This is a genomic window from Desulfatiglans parachlorophenolica, from assembly GCF_055394735.1.
Genome location: NZ_AP042460.1, coordinates 5,275,402 through 5,291,630 on the forward strand (window position 1 = coordinate 5,275,402; position 16,229 = coordinate 5,291,630).

At 58.6% G+C, this 16,229-nt stretch carries 12 protein-coding genes; 7 read left to right on the top strand and 5 right to left on the bottom strand.

The window, feature by feature from the left end; all coding sequences use genetic code 11:
- Positions 1 to 10: 10 nt before the first annotated feature.
- The 6 genes from ACZ500_RS24460 (at position 11) to ACZ500_RS24485 (ending at position 9,186) form a co-directional block, all read left to right on the top strand.
- Positions 11 to 946 (top strand): radical SAM protein, encoded by a 936-nt coding sequence (locus ACZ500_RS24460; protein WP_464230045.1) that lies wholly within the window; start codon positions 11 to 13, stop codon positions 944 to 946.
- Positions 936 to 4,043, top strand: a complete 3,108-nt coding sequence (locus ACZ500_RS24465) for an acyl-CoA dehydratase activase (protein WP_464230046.1) — start codon at positions 936 to 938, stop codon at positions 4,041 to 4,043. Before ACZ500_RS24460 ends, ACZ500_RS24465 begins: the two co-directional genes overlap by 11 nt.
- 13 nt (positions 4,044 to 4,056) lie before the next feature.
- Entirely contained in the window at positions 4,057 to 4,245 is a 189-nt protein-coding gene (locus ACZ500_RS24470; protein ID WP_464230047.1) for a hypothetical protein, read from the top strand.
- 130 nt (positions 4,246 to 4,375) lie between these two features.
- Positions 4,376 to 5,755, top strand: coding sequence for a CoA activase (locus ACZ500_RS24475; protein WP_464230048.1), 1,380 nt, complete (start codon positions 4,376 to 4,378; stop codon positions 5,753 to 5,755).
- A complete protein-coding gene (locus ACZ500_RS24480) occupies positions 5,752 to 7,260 on the top strand; it encodes an Rne/Rng family ribonuclease (protein WP_464230049.1) in 1,509 nt (502 codons plus the stop codon). Before ACZ500_RS24475 ends, ACZ500_RS24480 begins: the two co-directional genes overlap by 4 nt.
- A 93-nt stretch (positions 7,261 to 7,353) precedes the next feature.
- Positions 7,354 to 9,186 carry a M48 family metalloprotease gene (locus ACZ500_RS24485; protein WP_464230050.1) on the top strand — a complete coding sequence of 611 codons (1,833 nt, stop codon included), beginning with the start codon at positions 7,354 to 7,356 and terminating at the stop codon, positions 9,184 to 9,186.
- A 139-nt stretch (positions 9,187 to 9,325) separates the two neighbouring features.
- On the opposite strand, the gene ACZ500_RS24490 is transcribed toward ACZ500_RS24485, so the two are convergent.
- From ACZ500_RS24490 to ACZ500_RS24510, 5 genes are all read right to left on the bottom strand, one after another.
- Positions 9,326 to 9,868 (bottom strand): hypothetical protein, encoded by a 543-nt coding sequence (locus tag ACZ500_RS24490; protein WP_464230051.1) that lies wholly within the window; start codon positions 9,866 to 9,868, stop codon positions 9,326 to 9,328.
- 161 nt (positions 9,869 to 10,029) lie between these two features.
- Complete coding sequence (locus ACZ500_RS24495; protein WP_464230052.1) at positions 10,030 to 11,283, bottom strand: sulfite exporter TauE/SafE family protein; 1,254 nt, start codon at positions 11,281 to 11,283, stop codon at positions 10,030 to 10,032.
- 512 nt (positions 11,284 to 11,795) lie between these two features.
- Complete coding sequence (locus ACZ500_RS24500; protein ID WP_464230053.1) at positions 11,796 to 13,244, bottom strand: TrkH family potassium uptake protein; 1,449 nt, start codon at positions 13,242 to 13,244, stop codon at positions 11,796 to 11,798.
- Entirely contained in the window at positions 13,244 to 14,602 is a 1,359-nt protein-coding gene (gene trkA, locus ACZ500_RS24505; RefSeq protein WP_464230054.1) for a Trk system potassium transporter TrkA, read from the bottom strand. The genes ACZ500_RS24500 and trkA overlap by 1 nt, the downstream gene beginning before the upstream one ends.
- 156 nt (positions 14,603 to 14,758) lie before the next feature.
- Positions 14,759 to 14,929: a hypothetical protein gene (locus ACZ500_RS24510; protein WP_464230055.1), complete on the bottom strand. Its 171-nt coding sequence runs from the start codon at positions 14,927 to 14,929 to the stop codon at positions 14,759 to 14,761.
- Positions 14,930 to 15,178: 249 nt separating this feature from the next.
- Here ACZ500_RS24510 and rfaE1 point away from each other — a divergent pair, with 249 nt between their 5' ends.
- A complete protein-coding gene (gene rfaE1, locus ACZ500_RS24515) occupies positions 15,179 to 16,228 on the top strand; it encodes a D-glycero-beta-D-manno-heptose-7-phosphate kinase (protein ID WP_464230056.1) in 1,050 nt (349 codons plus the stop codon).
- Position 16,229: the final 1 nt, after the last annotated feature.

Genomic DNA, 16,229 nt, shown 5'->3' on the forward strand with positions numbered 1-16,229 from the left:
TGGAGGGTGTATGCCTAAGCATGTCTTTGGGCCGGTGCCTTCGAGGCGGCTTGGTCTGTCTCTGGGTATCGATCTTCTACCCCCGAAAACCTGCTCGTTCGATTGCCTGTATTGCCAGGTGGGGCGGACGACGCTGAAGCTGAGTGAACCGCAGCCGCTGGTGCCTGTGGCGGACGTCCTTACGGAGGCCGGGGCCATCCTCGAGGCGACGCCTACCGATGTCATCACACTGGCGGGGTCCGGTGAGCCGACGCTGCACAGCGGTATCGGCGAGGTCATCGCCGGGCTTCGGCGTTTGAGTTCGAAACCGATCGTGCTTCTCACGAACGGGTCTCTTCTCTGGCGGGAGGAGGTTGTACAGAGGGTTCTTGGGGCGGATGTGATCATGCCCACTCTGTGCAGTGTCTATCCCGATACCTTTGCCCGCATTCACCGGCCGCACCCTGATATCACCCTCGAAAAGGTGATCCGGGGGATCCGCGCCCTCAGAAGCGTTTATGCCGGGCGGCTGGCTTTGGAGATCGTGCTGTTGGCCGGGATCAACGATTCGCCCCGGGAGATCGAGGCGTTGAAAAGGGAAATCGAAGCGCTTTCACCGGACGGTGTTTATTTGAACACGGTTGCGAGGCCTCCATCCGACCCGGAGGCGAAGGCACTCGCTCGGGAGAAGCTGGAGGCCATCAGGGCGTTTTTGGGTGAAAAGGCTGAAATGATCACAGCGAAGCCTTTGGCCGCAGGCTCCGGGAAGGACGCCTCGGCTGCGGAAGCCTTGATTGAGATGGTCAAGAGGAGGCCTCTCAGGGTCATGGATGTATGTTCGTCCCTGGGGTTGGCACGGGAAGCGGCGGAGGCCCTGATCAGGGGACTGCAGGTAAAGGGGCGCATCCGGCCCCAGGAGCAGAGTGGCGAGGTCTATTACGCGAGCACAGAAGACGATGGAAGCTAAGACGAATGCTCCCGGAACAGGGACGCAGGATTTGTATGCCGGCATCGATGCCGGCTCGGTGGCCGTCAAGGGCATCGTGATCGACCGGACGGGAGAAGTCGTCTATGCCTGTCCGTATGCGCGTCATTTCGGTAAGGTCGAGGAAAAGATCCAGGAGTTGATTAGAGGGTTGTACGCGCATTTCGGCCCTGCGAATATCCGATCGATATCGTTTACAGGAAACAATGCCCGCAAACTGGCCGAGGATCTCGGCGCCTTCTACGAATTCGAAAACATCACCCAGGTCCTGGGCGCACTGCATGTCGAGCCGAGGACGCGTTGCATTATCAGCATGGGGGGGCAGGATACGGCTCTTTTCGAAATCGGCCATGGCACGGAGGCGAGAGGCTCGGATGGAGGGGAATGGGAACTGGCCTATTTCAACTCGAACGGCCCGTGTGCCTCCGGGACAGGGTCGTTCATCGATCAGCAGGCCCAACGACTTGCCACTGCCCTTTACGAGACGGACAAGCCCGTGTCGCAGGAGGCCATCGATCAGGTGCTCGCCGATTTTATCGCGCTCGGGTCGAAGAGCCGAAAACCTGCACATGTGGCCTGCCGCTGCACGGTCTTCACCAAATCCGATATGATCCATTTGCAGAACAAGGGTGAGCGGCTGGAGGACATCATCTTCGGACTCCATATCGGCAATGCCCGCAACTACATGAGCACGATCGTCTCGAACCGGCGGCTGCAGGCGCCGATCCTTTTTATCGGGGGCCTCACGCTGAACCGGCTGCAGATCCAGGCCTTCAAGGCCTATTTCCCGGATCTGATCATCCCGCCGTACGCCACCGCTTCCGGGGCGCTGGGGGTGGCCCTGCAGGCCCTCAAGAGTGGCCACGAAGGAGGTGTCGACGAGGAAAGACTTCGGGAGATCCGGTCTTCCCGGATGGTGAGTCTGCCGTCGGCCCGGAAGCTGGTCCTGCAAAAAACGGTCTTCCCCGAAGGCAATGTCGTCGCCTCGAAGCCTTTGAAGCGGAAGGCGCGCGTCTATCTGGGGCTCGACATCGGCTCGACGACGACAAAGTACGCCCTGCTGGATGAAAACAGGGCGATCATCCGCAAACGCTATGTACCGACGCAGGGCAAACCTATCGAGGTGGTGAAAGAACTTCTGGGGGAGCTGCATTCCGAGTGGGGCGGCGCCCTGGAGATCGCGGGCACGGCGACGACCGGTTCGGGACGCAACGTCGTCGGGGATTTTTTGAATGTCGATCTGATGATCGACGAAATCACGGCCCATGCCCGTGGCGCTGTCGAGATGGATGCCGCGGTGGATACGATCTTCGAGATCGGCGGGCAGGATTCGAAGTACATCTATATCGCCAATACCCATCCGCTCGATTTCGATATGAACAAGGTCTGTGCAGCCGGGACCGGCAGCTTTCTCCACGAGCTGTCCAACAAGTATGGCATCAATATCGTCAACGAATTCCAGGATATCGCCCTTTCGTCGGTTGCCCCGATCCCCCTGGCTGAGCGCTGCACGGTGTTCATGGAATCGGATCTGGTTTCCTATCTCCAGCGGGGGGCCCCGGTCAGGGATCTTATGGCCGGTCTTTGCTACGCCATCGTGTCCAATTATCTCAACCGTGTCGTTGGGAAGCGCCGCATCGGGGAGCGGATCATGTTTCTGGGGGGGCCGTCCCTGAACAAGGCCGTTGTGGCGGCCTTCGAAAACGTCCTCGGCAGGGGTCTTCTGGTGCCCCGCCACCGTGAGGTTCTGGGGGCCTATGGTGCGGCCCTGAGCGTCCAGGAGTTCATGGCCTTCGAGGGAAAACGCGAAAGCGGTTTCAGGGGTCTTGCGAGTGCGGTTGCGGATACTATGGTTTATGAAGAGAAGATCTGCCATGCCGATCCGAATTGCCATAACCAGTGCAAACTCAAGATCTACAACTTTGACGGGCGACGGAGCGTTTGGGGCGGCGAGTGCGGCCGCTACGATGTAACACGGGGGCGCGGCGAGAAAAAACCCAACTATTTTGCGCTCAGACAGCGTGTGATGGATGAATTTCTCGATGGCGTGGCGGTGACCCTCAAAGAAGGGGAGACGATTCTGGAGCTGGGTGGCAGGCCTACGGTCGGACTTCAACGGGCGCTGCATGTACATCAGACCGCGGTTCTTTGGGCGCATTTTTTCGACCGCCTGGGATTCAGACTGGTGTTGACCCCTCCGACGACGCCTGCCATTTCTTCCCGCGGCATCGAATCCATGGCCGCTGAAACCTGTTATCCGGTCAAGGTTTCACACGGCCACACCCGCATGTTGATGGGTAGGACCCGCCACCTTTTCATGCCATTCATGATCACCATGGAGACACCCCAGGATGTCGAAAGGGGCTTTTACTGTCCCATGGTCCAGAGCAACACCTATATGCTGCAGTCCGCCTTGGGGATCGACCTCAAGAAGGCGTTGACACCGACGGTTTATCTCGACCGGGATCCCAAGACCATAGCGATGGCTTTGACCGAGGCACTGGGTTCGAAGCTCGGCGTCACCTTTTCCCGGATTCACCAGGCCCTGATTTACGCTCTGGCCAAGCAGAGGGCCTTTTGCAGGCGGCTGGTTCAGGAAGGCGACAAGATCCGGGGGTCTCTGGATGACAAGGAGCCCCTCCTGGTGGTGACAGGCAGGCCATACAATCTTTATGATGAAAGACTCAACCTCCGTCTTGGACAGAATTTGGGCAAGATCGGATTGACGGCCCTGCCTATGGATTTCCTCGATGTGTCGGGGGTGGATCTTTCCGACTTTCCTAGTATGTATTGGGGCTTGGGTGCACAGATCTTGAGAACGGCGAAGGTTGTCAACGATCACGCTCACATGTTCGGGCTGCATCTGACCAATTTCGAATGCGGACCGGATTCCTTTCTGGAGCATTTTTACCGCTACATCATGGGGGACAAGGCGTATCTCATTTTGGAACTGGATGAGCACAGCGCCGTAGCGGGCGTGATGACACGGTTGGAGGCGTATCGGAACGTCATCGAAAACGTGTTGCGAAAGCAGTCCCAGGCTGTCAGCCCTGAGTTGGACTGCAAGGCGGCCAGTTAGTTTCCATCCGGAAATGGTCTTTTTGGCCAATCTCGGCGTCAATCTGCTCGTTTGCTTGTGCGGCGACCCACAGGTCGCCTCCGCGCAAACGCTTGATTTCCTTGATATTGGCCAAACCGGGACCCGCCGCGTAGCGGTGGGACTGAGCGGCGAAGCGGTGAAGAAAAATCCTCATTTCCGGATTGGAAACTGGGTTCTATAGGAAAATCATTTCCGGATGGACACCAGTTAGATCCATCCCGGGAAGGTAGATCGATTTTGCCTACCGGGAAAGTTCCGTCTCTCACAAGAGTGGAAAAAAGCGTTTCTCCGAGTACTGCAGGGATGATCTCATGCACGACACCGTCAGCAATGTAATACGGTTCCAGTCGCTTACCGAGCGGGTAGGCCGGGTGAACCTTCGGAACAAGACCTTCCTGATCCCGCAGATGAACCGGATCGGTTCGCATCTTCTGGCTGCGACCTTTCGCGGCTTCGGCATTCGCGCCCTGGTGATGGAGACCTTCAAGGGACTTGATCTCGGTAAGGAGTACACCTCGGGCAAGGAATGTTTTCCCTGTCAGGTGACGACGGGAGACATCCTGTATCACATGAAGCGGGAGAAGGAACGGCTTGGAGATGCCTTCCGGCCGGATGACTACGTCTATTTCATGCCGGAGGCGGATGGACCCTGCCGCTTCGGCATGTACAACAAATATCAGCGCATCGTATTGGATTCCTTTCCGGATCTGGGCGCTCTGAGGATCGGGTCGTTGACTACCAAGGACGGGTATGCGCTCGACGGGCTGATCGAGCGTCATCGGGTGCGCGATCTGCGCAAATCGGCGTATTTTTCGGTCCTTGTAGGAGACGTTCTGGACCGGCTGCTGTGGCGGGTTCGCCCTTATGAGCGCCGGCCGGGCGTGACCGATACGTTTATCGACAAGGCCATGCAGCGGATGGAGGGCGCGTTCGAGCGGCACGCGGCAAAGAAGGATTTCGATGCGATCCTCGAGATGCTCGGAGAGATCATCGAAGAGGGGCGCAGCCTGATCGATCAGGCTGTCCCACCAAAGCCATTGATCGGAGTGGTGGGCGAGATCTATCTGCGCACCCACGTGGAGGCTAACCAGGATTTGATCCGGCTGCTCGAGAAATACGGCGGAGAGGTGGTGAACGCGTCGCTCGCCGAATGGATGAATTACACGAGTTATGATCGGATGCGTGAAGCCCGGAAGGATTTTGTCACAGCCCTGAAGCAGTTGCGCATCGCTCCTCTGAAAGAGGCTTGCCGGAGGATGTTGAGCTATGGAGGGGACCTGTTTTATCAGGAGCACCGTCAACGGCAGGTCTACCGTTTTGCGAGGGGCAGGATCGATCTGCTGGAAGACCATCGTGTCTCACATCTGGACAAACTGTTGTGTCGCACGAACCTGTTCAGCTTCGATGTGGGGACGGAAGCCTGCCTGAGCATACCCGGTATCGTCGAGTATGCGAAGAACGGATTCAACGGTGTGGTGAACGTCTATCCCTTCACCTGTATGCCGAGCACGATCACGTCGGCTGTGATCAAGCCCGTCATCAATCGTTACCGGATCCCCTATCTGGATACCCCTTACGATTCCAGCTCCCAGCCCGGACGAGAAGCGACTATCAGAACATTCATGTATCAAGCCCATCAGCACTTCCATCGAAATGGAAGATTACGGAAGGAGAGTCATTTCGCCCCATGAAGACCAAAATGCTTATCAACGCGGTGGAGTCGGAGGAATACCGGGTAGCGATCGTCACCGACAATGTTCTGGACGGATTTTACATCGAAAGCACCGCTTCCGAGCAGAAGATCGGTAATATTTACAAAGGCACCATCGAGCGTGTCGAACCCAGTCTGCAGGCATGCTTCGTGAATTTCGGGGCGGACAAGAACGGTTTCCTGCCTACTGCGGATATCCATCCGGAGTACTATCACATACCGTACGATCCGTCCTCCGCCGGCCCGCCGCCTCCGCTCGAGAAGGTCCTCAAGAAGGGGCAGGAGCTGCTCGTGCAGGTGATCAAGGAGATGCCGGGCCGCAAGGGTGCCCACCTGACGACCTATATCTCGCTTGCGGGTCGTTACCTGGTGCTTACGCCGGGCCGTGAGACCGGTGGCGTTTCGAAGAAGATCGAAGACGAAAAGGAGCGGGAGCGTCTCAAGACCATTATGTCCGAATTCACCCTCCCCGAGGGGGTGGGATTCATCGTGCGGACTGCGGCCCTCAAGCAGAACAAGCGTGAGTTGTCCCGGGATCTGAACCGGCTCTTGCGCATGTGGGAAAACATCCGCAAGGCGGTGAAGGAGGTGCCGCCTCTGACCTTGATCCACAAAGAGCAGGATGTCTGCCTCAGGACCCTTCGGGATTACTTTACCGGCGAGATCACCGAGGTGCTGGTGGATGACAAGGACACCTTCGCGAACGTCCAGTCCTATATGAAGATCATCTCTCCAGCCCATCAGAACCGGGTGAAACTCTACAAGGACAAACGCCCGATTTTCGACCACTACAAGATCGAGGAGCAGATCGAGGCGATCTACCGCGGCCAGGTGCCTCTCAAGTCAGGCGGGTCTATCGTGATCGATCAGACCGAGGCGTTGATCTCGATCGATGTCAACTCAGGACGGGGCAAAAGCGGAAGGGACATCGAGACCACGGCCTTCAAGACCAATACGGAGGCGGCGGTGGAGGTGGCCCGGCAGCTGCGCCTGCGGGATATGGGCGGCCTTGTGGTGATCGATTTCATCGATATGCGGGACAAGAACCACAACCGGGATGTCGAGAAGACGCTGCGCGAAGAGATCAAGAAGGACCGCGCCAAGACGGACGTGGCCCATATCTCCAAATTCGGCCTGCTCGAGTTGTCGCGTCAGCGGCTGAGACCCTCCATCGAGTCGCGCAGTTATCAAACCTGCCCCTATTGCCAGGGGCGCGGCCTCATCCCGTCTGTGGAGTCGGCGGCCATCTCTTTCCTGCGCCAGATCTGGCTGGGAATCACGACCAAAGAGGTGAACCAGGTCCATGGGCTCCTGTCGCTGGATGTAGCCACCTATCTCCAGAACAGGAAGCGGCATGAACTCGCCGAGCTCGAATCCCGCTACGGTGTTTGCATCAGTCTCAAAGGGGATCCCCTGCTGCCGCCCGGTAAAGGCGAACTTGAATTCCTGCAGGAAGGTCAGCCGAAAGAGAATGGATCGGCGTGATCTCAGGGTTCAGACCGCAGGACGGGCCCGGGGCCGGGAAGCGCTCGGCCGGAGGATGCCTTCGGTACCCGCCGGGTGGTACGCTGAGATCTGATGTTCAATAATATCATATATTTTATCGTGGTGCTCCTGGCCTATGGCGTCGGCGGCGCTGAACGGCCTCCGCTGCATCTTCTGCCCCTGCACGCCGGACTGATCGCCGGAAGCTGGCTGCTCTTCGCAGGTTTGTGCCGCATCGGTTTCAGGAGGCTTTGGTTGCGGTCCCGTGACGCGGAAGAGGCGGGTTTTCTTCCGGAACGATACCATGCCCTCCTGGCGAGATGTTCCTTCCTGGCGGTGATCCTTTTCGTGGCGGCGGTCCACGGCTTCCACCTGAAGGGCTGGCTGCAGGCGTTTCCTTTCTCAGACCGCATCGACATCCTGGATCACACCCTGGCGATTGCCCTTTTCTTCTGCTTCCTTGCCACTGTCTGGTATTGGGCCTATCCGGTTTCCGAGGCTGTCATGGAGACCGGCATCGGGCGCCGCCGCTTCATTGTGTCCCACCTGCGGCTGAACATCCCGATCCTTTTCCCCTGGTGGGTGTTGACCCTTCTTGCCGATGTTGCGGGGCTTCTGACCGGGTCACGGGAGGTGCTTTTTTTGAGCGGGACGGCGGGGCAAATGCTCTTCTATGCGGTTTTCCTGCTGCTCCTGATGACAGTCATGCCGCTCTTCATCCAGTTTTTCTGGGGCTGCCGGCCGCTGGAAGATTCTGCTCCTGTCAGGGAGCTGAAGGCATTTCTTGCGCAGCACAGGTTTCGCTACCGCGGGCTCCTTGACTGGCCGATCTTTGCCGGGCGCTTCATGACGGCCGGGGTGATGGGCATTGTCCCTCGCTTCCGTTACATCCTTTTTACGGATTCCCTGCTGAGATCTCTGCCCGTCGAGGAGCTGAAAGCCGTGGCGGCCCACGAGATGGGCCACATCAAATACCGGCATCTGCTGTTTTACCTCCTCCTGTTCCTGGGGTTTATCTTTCTTTTTTCGAGCGGCTTCGAGATCCTCGGGTATGTCCTCCTGGCGCATCCGTATTTTTCGAGCGTTCTTGCCGAAGGGCAGGAGGTCGATTCGCCCCTTTTTTTCATCCTGGCTTCCCTTCCCATGCTCGTGGTTCTGCTGGTCTATTTCCGCTTCATCATGGGTTTTTTCATGCGGCACTTCGAAAGGCAGGCGGATCTCTATTCGGCCCGCCTGATGGGGTCCCCCTGGCCGGCTGTCAATGCCCTGGAGCGTATCGCCTATTTGAGCGGCCGGATTCGAGATCTGCCGAGTTGGCATCACTTCAGTATCCGGGAGCGGGTGGAGACCCTGCAGCGCAGCGCACAGGACAGTGGCGTCGTGCAGCGCCACAACCGGCTGCTTCTGGTCTCCATGGTGCTTTACTTACTGGGTGTGGGAGTCCTCGGCTACCTCATGAATTTCTCGGGATGGCGTGAACGGGTCACTCTGGATCTGCTCGCGCAGGCGATCCGTGAGGAACTGGCCGTTCGGCCGGACCATATGGAACTGCGGCAGAGTCTGGCGATGGTCTACCAACAGAAGGGTGAGGAGGCCGCAGCCATGCAGATCTACCGGGAGATCCTGGATCGGGTCTCCGGTAATGCCGTAGCCTTGAACAATCTCGCCTGGCTGCTGCTGACCGCCCGGGACGAGGGAATGCGTGATCCCGATGAGGCGTTGCGCCACGCCCAGGCGGCGGTCGCCATCGAATCGTCGGCCGTTTTTCTGGACACACTCGCCGAGGCCTACTACGCCAACAGCCAGGTGGAGAAGGCGATCCAAACAGCTGGAAGAGCCCTCGCCACCGCCGGTCCGAACGATGACCGCCGCTACCTTCGAAAACAGCTCGAACGGTTTCGAGAAGGAAACGCCGGCAAACCCTGAGCGGTGGTGCCGGCTTTCACTGCAGGATCTTCATGACGTGGGGGCGATCCCTGTTTCAGCCATCGCGAGGTTCCCGGGCATACAGGCGTGCTGGTGAAAAAGCTCCCATATGAAGGTGGGTGGTCCTTATCTCTGCCTTTTAGGGGCGTCTTTTCCCCCTTTCCTTTCCCATACGGTATTGCCGGAAGACCCTGAGACGGTGCAGAAGGATCCTCGAGAATATGTACAACAGTATGTAAACGAAAAGGGCGCTGACCTTGTCGCCGAGCCCGGGAAGAGAAAAGGGCAGCTGGAACCGCAGGTCCGCAAAGCGCAGCCGGAGCCAGGCCATAGCGAGCGGAACGGGCCAAAGGACGGCGGCGGCAACGGTGATCTGAAGGAAGAAGGCTTTGCCGTAGGCCTCGTTTGCGAGGGCGTTGATGCCTTTGTACGCCACCCGGTCACCGGTCCGGAGCGCGTAAAGGGATTGGTCGTGGCGGTTGGATGCCTCGGAAAAGGCCTCCCGTATGGCGCTCCGGTTGACCCGCACGGCAAGCGCAGCGCTGAGTTCACCCAACGCCGCACACCAGAGTGAAAGCAGCAGGGTCCCCAGCCACCAGCCAAGACAAGGATCGGCCGGCCATCGATAGGGGGTGATCAGTAAGGCATCGATGGCTGCAAGAAGGGCGTTGGAGGTCTCCATACCGTTGCTCGACACCCATTTTATTTACCAGTGTCTCTGAAGACATCTTCTCCAAAGAGCGTGACTTGCTTTTTGATGTTCATGATGACGACAGCCGGCGTTCTCAACGACGATGACGCCTGTCTTGCCCCTGATGTCAGGCTTGAAGGCCGGGTATCCGGTCAAGGCAGGATACTGTACCCAAGGAAGCCTTTCGTGACGTAGCGGATGCCGACGTAGAAGGCCAGCACGACGAAGATCCGTTTCAGCCAGATATCCGGGATGTATTTGGATGTGCGGGGGCCGATCATGGAGCCGATGAAGATCCCGATCAGCTCCGTCCCGATCAGTCCCCAGTCGGTTGGGATACCCTGCCCGACCATGTAACCGAAGATGGAGCTGATCATGCCCACGAGGACCGCGAGGGCGCTCGTGCCCGCCACCAGGAACATGGGTAGTCCGGCGACCGATGTCAGAAAGGGCACGAAGAGGAAACCGCCGCCCACGCCGATGAAAGAAGCCATTGCACTAATGACCAGGCCGCCCAGCACGGGAATCCATGACTTGTATTCGAATTCTACGCCGAAAAAGGTGAACCGGATCGTCCCCACGAAAAAGGTCACGATCAGGCCGATCAGCGCCAGCAGGTAGGCGATCCACTTGGCTCCGCCGCCAAGGCCGAGCCAGAGGGCGCTGGCGATCACGAAGGCCAGGGCGAGAAACATGAGGGGCCAGCTGCCAGCGAGCACTTTCACGCCCTGGTCCGAGCGCTGGCCTTCGCGGGTCTGCTTTTCGAAGGCCGCTGCGGCTTCCTTGGCCTTCTTCTTCTTGGCCTGACCCGCAGCCGTTGTTTCACGGAGCAGGATGATGCCGAGCAGGAGGACCACGAGGCCGAAATAACCTAGGTAGGCCTTGAGGCTGATCTTGCCTGCCGTAATGTCCGGGATGACGGAGGATCCGAGGACTCCTCCGATCGCCAGACACATGGCGAGCGGTGCTACCAGGCGCCCCATGCGGTAATAGTTGGTGCTCGAAATGAGTGCGCTCAGTCCGACGAGCCACTGATTGGAGACCCGGATGGAGTCCGTCACGAGTTTGTTCATCGGATGCTCGTTTCCGAAATCCTTGGCGTAATCACCGAGCCCGAAGATCGTGATGTGCCCGACGCCCGCCATGATGCCCCCGAAGGCACCTACGGTCGAAAAGATCCATCCGACCCAGATCGCCCACAGGAACCCCAGCAGATAGCTGACATCCGGCGCCCCGGGAATGCCAAGGAAGCCTTTCGGCGCATTCGCATCGACCTTGCCTTGACCGATCGCGGATTGGATGGCATCGGCAAGCTGGTCCGCATGGACGGGTCCGGCCCCGGTGGCTGTCATCACGGCGCATCCCAGAAGCAGCGTCAGGCAGATCATCCATCTCGTCCCTTTCATGTGCGGCACCTCCTTAATGAGTCAAGTTCGCGGCTTCATTCGAAACGGTTTTTGGACGGGCGTCACGGATTTTGCGAAACGTTCCGCTCCACAGCGTCGGGGAGCGGCGGCGATCGGGGTAGGGCGCGATGTTGTATTTTCAGCTCCTGGGTGTAGCGAGGCTCCGCACGGCGTACAACTCGATGGCGGCGATGATGCGCGGGCCATAAAAGGCTCTCCCGACAGACACTGCCGGGAAAGAAGCACCCATTGGAGGGTTTCACACCGAAACCTCTGAGGAAAACCCAGGGAAGAACAGGAAACTCAAGCAAATCCTCAAGCGATTGTGTAGCGCATTATGTCTTTGACGGCAAGAAAAAATATGATCGCGGCTGAGTCGGGCCGGCGTCCCTTACGCCGCCCAAGCTCGGGTATCGAGAAAAAACGAGCAGGCGGATCAGCTTCGACGTGCAGGGTGCCATGTATTAACGCCGGTCAAAAAATGGACAGGGCCGCCGCTGTGAGGAAATGGCCTATTTCCGCCAGTACTCGGGCACGAGCAGCACGATGACCGTATAGATCTCGAGCCGTCCAAGCAGCATGCAGACGATCAGGACCCATTTGCCCAGCAGGGGGATGGCGGCATAGTTCTGGACCGGACCGACCAGCGCCAGCCCTGGGCCGATGTTGCCCAGGGTAGCGGCGACCGAGGAGAAGGCGGAGACCAGATCGAGGCCGAGGGATGCCATGATGAGGGATCCGACCAGAAAAAGACCGACGTACAGGATAAAAAATCCCCAGATACTCGTCAGCACGTCCCCGGGCACGGCCTTGCCCCCGATTTTGACGGTGGTGACGGCATGTGGGTGGATGATACGGAAGATCTCCTGATAGGAATGGCGGGCCAGCAGCATGATCCGCATGATCTTTATGCCGCCGCCGGTGGAGCCGGCCATGGCGCCCAGAAACATGCATGCGAGCAAGGTGATCTGTGAAAGAGCGGGCCACTGATCATAGTCGGCGGTCGCGAAACCGGTCGTGGTGATAATGGAACTGACCTGAAAGACTGCATAGCGGAAGGCCTTGTCCAGGCTGTCATAGACGGTGCCGTAGATGTCCATGGTCACGAGGAGGGTGAGGGCTGCCACGATGCCGAGAAAGACGCGGCATTCCGGGTCATTGCCGAAGATACGCCATTCCCCCTTGAGCAGCCTGTAATGGAGCGAGAAGTTGATGCCTGCCAGAAGCATGAAAACGACCAGCACCGTATCGAAATAGGCATTGTCGTAGGCCGCGACGCTCGCGTTGCGGGTTGAAAATCCGCCGGTCGGCATGGTGCAGAAGGCGTGGCAGACCGCGTCGAAGAGCGTCATGCCTCCGGCCGCGAGAAGGACAATCTGGATCACCGTAATGAGGGTGTAGACCTTCCAGAGGGTCTTCGCGGTTTCGCTGATGCGGGGCTTCAGCTTGTCGACGATGGGGCTGGGGATCTCGGCCTTGTAGAGTTGCATCCCGCCGACTCCCAGGAAGGGCAGGATCGCGATGGACAGCACGATGATGCCCATCCCTCCGAGCCACTGGGTCAGGCTGCGCCAGAGGAGGATGCTTTCCGGAAGTCCTTCGATCCGCGTCAGGATCGAGGCTCCGGTGGTGGTGAATCCCGATAGGGATTCGAAACAGGCATCGGTAAAATCGGGGATGGTACCCGAGAAAAGATAGGGGAGGGTGCCGAAAAGGCCGGCCAGGATCCACCCGAAGCTCACAATGGCGACGCCGTCGCGGTGGCCGAGCTGCGGTGTTGCGGTCTTTCGTGCTAGAAGGTAGGTGATGAGCCCCCCTCCCATGGTTGTCAGGATGGAGAAAAGGAAGGCCCTGGAGCCTCCGTCATGGTAGTAGAGGGATACGAGAAGCGGGCCCAGCATGGACAGGCCCAGAAAAAGGGCCAGAATAGCGGTGAATTTGACGATGATGCGCCAGTGCATCAGAAGTATTCCAGCCTGACGGTGAGGAGCTTTTCAAGTTTGGGGATGACCTGTCTTTGAGCGAAGATGATCAGGTGGTCCTTCGGTTGGATGACGGTGTCTCCGCTGGGAATGATGATGCTTTCCCCTCGCACGACCGCGCCGACAATGGCCCCTTTGGGGAACTTGACCTGGGCGAGTGGTTGATTGACGACTTCACTGGTTTCCAGGGCCTCCGCCTCGATCGCTTCGGCATGTTCCCCCTTCAGAGGGGCGACGGAGATGATCTTGCCGCGGCGGATGAACTGGAGGATGGCCCGCACGGCGGAAAGCCTGGGGCTGACGACGGTGTCCAGGCCGATGGCCGAGATGAGGGGGATGTAGCTGAACTTGCTGATCCGCGTGATCGTTCTCCTTGCGCCGAGTCCTTTGGCTAGGAGTGAGATCAGGATATTGTTTTCCTCATCGCCGGTCAATGCGATCAAGAAATCCACGTCCTGGACGTTTTCTTCGATCAGCAGGTTCTTGTCGGTTCCATCCCCTTTGATGACGAGGATCCGTTCGAGGTTTTCCGACAGCCTGGTACAAATGGCCTCATCCTTCTCGATGATCGTCGTTTTGATACGGGACCCGTCCAGATGGGCGGCCAGCGAGCCGCCGGTTTGACCGCCCCCGACGATGATGACCCGTTTGAGGGGCCTCGGGTGGATATCGAAGGCGGGCAGGAGATTCAAGGCCTCGTCGCCCTGGGTGACGAGGTAGACCAGATCGTTCGGCATGACCTGATCCTTGCCGCGCGGGATGAGGACCTGCTCGCCGCGGACGATCGCACCGATCAGGAGTTTTTTCGCCTGTCCGGTAAGCGACATCAATGGCTTGCCGGTCAACGGGGATCCTTCCTTCACCGTGATTCCGATCAGCTTGACGCGCCCCCCCGCAAAGTCGATCACCTCGGAGGCCCAGGGGTATTCCATAAGGCTCAGGATGGACTCGACCATGACCGACTCCGGATTGATGACATGATCGATCCCGAGAAGCTCCTGTCCGATGAGGTGTTCTTCGTCGATGTACTCCTGATTGCGGACCCGTGCGATCTTGACCATGTATGGATTGAGGTTGCGGCCCAGCAGGCAGGCGAAAAGATTGACCTCGTCGCTGTCCGTGGCGGCGACGAGCAGATCGGTATCCACCGCTCCGGCCTCTTTCAGCACGCGCGGGCTTGTCCCCGATCCGAGGACGCTGCGGACATCGAGATTTTCATTGATGCGTTTGATCTGCAACGGTGCCTTGTCGATGAGGGTGACATCCTGGCCTTCTTCGGAGAGTTTGCGCGCGATATGAAAACCAACTTCGCCGGCTCCGATGATGATAATTTTCAAGATTGCACCCCCTCATTGCTTTCGCCTGCAAAGCTGCCCACTGCGCCAGATGGACACTTATGAGTATCCATCCGGAAATGATCTCGCGGTAGAACTCCCTTTCCGATCCGGAAATGAGGATTTTTCTTCACACCCTTCGGGTGCTCAGTCCCACCGCTACGCGGCGGGTCCCGGTTTCTTCACCGCTTCGCCGCTCAGTCCCACCGCTTCGCGGCGGGTCCCGGTTTGGCCAATATCAAGGAAATCAAGCGGTTGCGCGGAGGCGACCGGGTGGTCGCCGCACAAGCAAACGTGCAGATTGACGCCGAGATTGGCAAAAAAGACCATTTCCGGATGGAAACTTATTAGTAAAAGAGCGCATGGCGAAAGTCAACCTCCAAGCCGGTCGTATTCAAAAGGCGTCTTTCTGATCGAACTTCGGGGCCGGCGCCGCTGTTTCCACCCGGAGTCGTCCCGCCGATTTTCGAATGCCCCCGAAGGTTGAATTGCCTGGACAAAAGGGGGATTTCGATGATATGAATCACAGTTTTAGGATTCGCTAAGGTATGGACCATTTATATGCAGGAGTAGGTAGCGTTGCTGAAAAACATCCTCAAGAGCCTGAGTGGCCGCCATCTCGAAAAGGTGCTCCAGGATGCCGTTGACCGGTTCAGAGAGGTCCGGGTTCTCGTCGTGGGCGACATCATCATGGACCAATATATCTGGGGGCAGGTGAGCCGGATATCGCCCGAGGCGCCCGTACCTGTCGTCGAGGTGCGCGAAGAGACGCGGATGCTGGGCGGCGCTGCCAATGTCGTTCACAATATGGCTACGCTGGGGGCCAAGGCGATCCTGTGCGGGGTGGTCGGTGAGGACAACGCCGGCCGGGAGGTCCTTGAAAAGCTTCGCGGTCTGGAGGTTCCAACCGATGGGGTGGTCGTGGAAACCGGACGTCCGACGAGCCTGAAGACCCGCATCGTTGCCCACAGCCAGCAGGTTGTCCGGTTCGATCGGGAAAGCAGGGGTGCCATCACCGGCGAAAGCGTAAGAACTATCCTGGATCATATCGAAGGCGCTCTTGGCTTCCTCGATGCCATCGTCGTTTCGGATTACGGGAAGGGTGTCATATCGGCCGGGCTGATGACCGGGCTGCGGGATCTGGTCGACTCAGGCCGGGCAGACGGTGTCAGGATCGCTGTCGACCCGAAGACGGGCAATTTCGAGTATTATCAAGGCGTGGACGTCATCACACCCAATCACCATGAGGCCGGTGCCTACTGCGGTTTCGCCGTTACCGATGACGAGACGCTCCTTGCGGCCGGCCGGCAGATGCTGCAGGAGCTTCAGTGCCGCTCTGTGCTGATCACCCAGGGGAAAGACGGCATGACCCTCTTCGAGGAAGACGGCCGCGTCAGCCATATCGGAACCGTGGCCAAGCAGGTCTTCGACGTCACGGGCGCCGGGGATACGGTTATCAGCACATTGGCCCTGGCTATGGCCGCCGGCCTGGGCCTCCGCGAAGGGGCGATGCTCGCCAATTACGCTGCGGGGATCGTGGTCGGTGAAGTGGGGACCTCGACGGTGCAGGCGGAGGAGCTGAAAAGGGCGGTTGCCGAGATGAAATCCCTGCGTTCCGAGGCGGGATGAT

What these genes read in the sequence shown, in the direction of transcription:
- ACZ500_RS24460 (WP_464230045.1), top strand. Translation starts at nt 11, where the DNA reads ATGCCTAAGCATGTCTTTGGGCCGGTGCCTTCGAGGCGGCTTGGTCTG.
- ACZ500_RS24465 (WP_464230046.1), top strand. Translation starts at nt 936, where the DNA reads ATGGAAGCTAAGACGAATGCTCCCGGAACAGGGACGCAGGATTTGTAT.
- ACZ500_RS24470 (WP_464230047.1), top strand. Translation starts at nt 4,057, where the DNA reads ATGGTCTTTTTGGCCAATCTCGGCGTCAATCTGCTCGTTTGCTTGTGC.
- ACZ500_RS24475 (WP_464230048.1), top strand. Translation starts at nt 4,376, where the DNA reads ATGCACGACACCGTCAGCAATGTAATACGGTTCCAGTCGCTTACCGAG.
- ACZ500_RS24480 (WP_464230049.1), top strand. Translation starts at nt 5,752, where the DNA reads ATGAAGACCAAAATGCTTATCAACGCGGTGGAGTCGGAGGAATACCGG.
- ACZ500_RS24485 (WP_464230050.1), top strand. Translation starts at nt 7,354, where the DNA reads ATGTTCAATAATATCATATATTTTATCGTGGTGCTCCTGGCCTATGGC.
- ACZ500_RS24490 (WP_464230051.1), bottom strand. Translation starts at nt 9,868, where the DNA reads ATGGAGACCTCCAACGCCCTTCTTGCAGCCATCGATGCCTTACTGATC.
- ACZ500_RS24495 (WP_464230052.1), bottom strand. Translation starts at nt 11,283, where the DNA reads ATGAAAGGGACGAGATGGATGATCTGCCTGACGCTGCTTCTGGGATGC.
- ACZ500_RS24500 (WP_464230053.1), bottom strand. Translation starts at nt 13,244, where the DNA reads ATGCACTGGCGCATCATCGTCAAATTCACCGCTATTCTGGCCCTTTTT.
- ACZ500_RS24510 (WP_464230055.1), bottom strand. Translation starts at nt 14,929, where the DNA reads ATGGTCTTTTTTGCCAATCTCGGCGTCAATCTGCACGTTTGCTTGTGC.